This window comes from Streptomyces sp. NPDC054847 (assembly GCF_053610925.1).
Genome location: NZ_JBSGZJ010000568.1, coordinates 1 through 4,028, shown reverse-complemented (window position 1 = coordinate 4,028; position 4,028 = coordinate 1). Strand labels below are relative to the sequence as shown.

Below are 4,028 nucleotides of genomic sequence, written 5' to 3'. Positions count from 1 at the left end.
CCGCGGGGGTTGCGGGGGGCTCGCGGGCGCCGGGGGGGGGGGGGGGCCGCGGGGGGGCGCGGGCGCGCCGCCGGGGGGGGGGGGCCGCGCCGCGCGGCTCGCGGCCGCCTTCGCGCTGTGCGGGACGGAAGGGCCGGCCCTGCTGATCGGGATGGACACCCCGCAGGTGTCCCCCCGGCTCCTCACCGCTGGGCTGGAACCGGGCCCCGCCGAGGCCAGGTTCGGCCCTGCGGAGGACGGCGGGTTCTGGGCGCTCGGCCTCGGCTCACCCGCCCTGCACGGCCGGCTCGTGCTCGGCGTACCCATGTCGTCGCCCGACACGGGCGCCGCACAGCGGGAGCGGCTCGTCGGAGCCGGACTGACGGTGCGTGAACTGCCGACGCTACGGGACGTCGACACGCCCGACGATGCCCGTGCGGTGGCCGCCGCCGCGCCGCTCACGCGGTTCGCCGCGGCGCTGGCCACGACGGCCGGAGCCGGCTCAGGAGCGGGGGCGGGGGCGCGGTGACCGCGCCGCCGTGGCAGGCCGGCCCGTACACGGACGCCCTGCGCACCGGCCGCGGCCCGCTGTTCCTGCGCCGCCCGGACGGCCGGCTGCTGCCCCTGGAGGTCGAACGCTGGTGCGCGGAACCCGACGCCGCCGACCGCACGGTCCTCTCCCACAGCCACGGCGCCGTCCTGGACATCGGCTGCGGTCCCGGTCGCCTGGTCGCCGCGCTCGTAGCGCGCGGGCGGACCGCGCTCGGCATCGACCTCAGCCCGGAGGCCGTTGCCCGCACGATACGCATCGGCGGCAGCGCGCTGCGCCGCTCCGTGTTCGACCCCCTGCCGCGGGAGGGCCACTGGGACACGGCTCTGCTGATCGATGGCAACACCGGCATCGGCGGCGACCCGGGCGCGCTCCTGTCCCGGGTGGCCGAACTCGTCAGGCCCGACGGTCTGCTGATCGCGGAGGCGGCCCCGCTGGACGTGGACGAACGCACCGTCGTCCAGGTCTTCGACGGCACGACGGCGGAGGGCTCCGCGTTCCCGTGGGCCCGTGTGGGCACGGAGGCGCTGCTGCGGTACGGGCGGGCGGCGGGGTGGAAACCGGAGGACGTGTGGGGGGCCGGGGGGCGACGGTTCGTGGCGATGCGGCGGGGGGCGGTGGCGTAGCGCCTGCGGCGGGCGTTTCCCCCTTCCCTCCCCTGCGGCCTGGCGGCCGTGGGGTAGCCCCACTTCCCGAACCGGGCTCAGCCCTGCCCCGGTACCAGGCTTGGCGGGTGCTCTCCCTCGCCGGAGGGCCTGACATCGCCGACCCTCTCTGCCTGATCCGTCGGCGGGAGGGAGCACCGGCCATGCACATCGCCGTTCGTGCGAGGGCCGCCTCCGGCGCGGCCCGCAGGAGACCACGCGAGTCACGGCGCCCAAGGCCGAGCTGCTTCCGGGTCGCGTCGCCCCAGGGCGTCAGTTGGTGGCGGGTCCGCTCGTCACAGTCGCCCAGGAGCCGTCCTTCACCGCGTACACCGTCAGCCGGCGGTTGACCGTGTCGCCGTTCCCGTCGAAGGCGACGCGGCCCGTGACACCGTCGAAGGCCAGCCGCGCCACGGCCTGCGGCAATTTCGCCCGGGCGTCGCTGGGGAGGGTGCCGCCGTTGGCCGTCACGACGGCCTTCACCGCCTCGATGAGGGTCCAGGTGGCGTCGTACGCATAGTGGCCGTACCAGCCGGCCGCCTCCCGGTACCCCGCCTTCCCGTACCGGGAGAGGAAGTCCTGTCCTGCCGCCGACTCCTCGGCGGGCACGCCGATGTTGGTCGCCAGGTCGCCCTCGGCCTTCGGGTTCGCCGTGAGGTACTGCTGGTCGAAGATGCCGTCGCCGCCCATCAGGGGGACGTTCACCCCCGCCTGCTTGAGCTGCTGAGAGAGCGGCGCCGCGGTGTCGTAGTAGCCACCGAAGTAGACGGCGTCCGCGCCCGAGGACCGGACCCTCTCGGCGAGGCCCGCGAAGGCGCGTTCCGCGGGGTCGACCTGCTCGGTGCCGACGACGGTCCCGCCGAGCTTCGTGAACTCCGCCGTGAAGCCGGAAGTGAGAGCGGCGCCGTAGGCGCTCGCGTCGTCGACCACGTAGAGCTCGGTCTTCTTCGCCTCGCCATGCAGGTACCGGGCGGCGAACGGCCCCTGGTCGACGTCCGTGGGGACGGTACGGAAGTAGGTGGAGTGCGGACGGGTCTTGGTGCCCGAGGCCCAGTCGGGGCCCATCGTCAACACGGGGTCGGTGTTGCCCGGTGACACGTTGACCATGTCCGCCCGCGCGAGCGGTGGCACCAGTGCCTTGGCGACGCTGGAGTTGAGAGGTCCGACGACTCCCAGCACCTTCTCGTCGGACACGAATTGGGCGGCGTTGGACCCGCCCTGGGCGGGGACGGCCTCGTCGTCCAAGGCCTTGATCTCGAAGTTCACCCCGGGGACGTGCCGGGTTTCGTTGGCGGTCCTGGCCGCCAGGTCGGCCGAGTTCCTGATACCGACGCCCATCGAGGACAGCCCGCCGCTGAGCGGTGCGTCCACCCCGATCACCACCGTGACCGAGGAGGCTCCCGAGCCGCTGCCGGCCGCCCCGCCGCCGGGTGTGTCATCGTCCCGGGTGAGGGTCCAGGTCAGGACGGAGCCCGCGGCGAGCGTGGCCAGCGCCGTGCCCAGGACCACGGAGCGCCGGGTGAGGGCCCGCCGCCGGGCGGACACCCGCCCGGCGTGCTTCATCTCGGGCGTCGCCCCGAGCGTGACCGGGCCCTCGGCCGGGGACTCGGGCGCGGGCGGGCCGGTCGGCCGGTCCGGCACGGGGCGCCGCGGGCTGCCGGCCGCGGACCCGGAGTCCAGGACGGTGGGGGTCCGCGGGGACGGCGTCGTCGATGGTGCCTGCTCCGGCGCGGTCGAAGCGGAACCGTGCTCCGCCGCGTCCGGTGCCGGTACGGGGGTCGCCCCCGTACCGGGCGTGGGTGTGGGAGCGGGCTCGGGTTCGGGCGCGGCGGACGAGTCGGCCCGGGGCGGGGAGGACCGCAGCACCGACGCCAGCATCTCGGCCGCTTCCGCGGCGCCCACGCGCTGCGCCGGGTCCTTGGTGAGGAGCGCGTCCAGTACGGGCGCCAGCGGGCCGGCGTGGACCGGGGGCCGATGGGGGCGGGTGAACACGGCCACGGCGAGGGCGTGGAGCCCCTCCGAGTCGAACGGCGGGTGCCCCTCGACGGCGTGGTAGAGGGTGGCGCCCAGCGCCCACAGGTCGTTGGCGGGGGTCGGGCGCTTGCCCTCCAACTGCTCCGGCGGCATGTACTGCGGCGTGCCGATGACGATCCCGGTGTGGCTCAGCTTGGTCGTGGCGTCCGCGAGGTGGGCGATACCGAAGTCGGTGAGGACGACACGGTCCTTGGTCAGGAGCACGTTGTCCGGCTTGATGTCACGGTGGATGATCCGCGCTCCGTGCGCCTCGGCCAGCGCGTCGAGCATGGCGGCGCCGATCTCGGCCACCCGCTGCACGGGCAGCCGGCCCCGGCCGCGGATGGCGGCGGCCAGGGACTGCCCGCGGATCAACTCCATGACGATGACGGGGGCACCGTGGTGCTCCACGACGTCATGGATGGTGATGATCCCGGGGTGGCTGAGAGTAACCGCTGCGCGGGCCTCGCCGGTGAACCGCCGGAGCAGCGCGGCACGGTCGTCGTCGTCCATACCCGGCGGGAAGAGGATCTCCTTGACGGCGACCTCGCGTCCGAAGAGCTGCTGGTCGAGGCCGCGCCAGACCCGACCCATACCGCCCTGGCCGATGCGTTCGACCAGTTGGTACCGGCCCGCGATGAGTTCGGGATTCTGCTCGGTCACGCGCACACTCTAGGTCCTGCTGAGCCGATCAGGTGACGGAACGACACCTTGATCACGCCCACAGTTCGCTGCGCTGCCTGGGACGACAGGTCCGGCGCCGTGAGGCGCGTGCAGGAGCCTGGCTTTGGCCCTTGGCCAGGCCGGCCGGAACCGGGGGCTCCTCCCCCTACGCCTGGCGG

The 4,028-nt window shown here is 74.6% G+C and carries 3 protein-coding genes; 2 read left to right on the top strand and 1 reads right to left on the bottom strand.

Annotated features, from left to right (window positions below; genetic code table 11):
• The first annotated feature begins 115 nt into the window (after positions 1 to 115).
• The gene (locus ACWGH4_RS32460) at positions 116 to 508 is read left to right on the top strand and encodes a DUF2064 domain-containing protein (RefSeq protein WP_453467176.1); all 393 of its coding nucleotides are present in this window, start codon (positions 116 to 118) and stop codon (positions 506 to 508) included.
• Positions 505 to 1,155: a class I SAM-dependent methyltransferase gene (locus ACWGH4_RS32455; RefSeq protein WP_453467174.1), complete on the top strand. Its 651-nt coding sequence runs from the start codon at positions 505 to 507 to the stop codon at positions 1,153 to 1,155. Before ACWGH4_RS32460 ends, ACWGH4_RS32455 begins: the two co-directional genes overlap by 4 nt.
• A 291-nt stretch (positions 1,156 to 1,446) precedes the next feature.
• Here ACWGH4_RS32455 and ACWGH4_RS32450 read toward each other — a convergent pair whose 3' ends face one another.
• Positions 1,447 to 3,849: an ABC transporter substrate-binding protein gene (locus ACWGH4_RS32450; RefSeq protein ID WP_453467172.1), complete on the bottom strand. Its 2,403-nt coding sequence runs from the start codon at positions 3,847 to 3,849 to the stop codon at positions 1,447 to 1,449.
• Positions 3,850 to 4,028 lie beyond the last annotated feature (179 nt).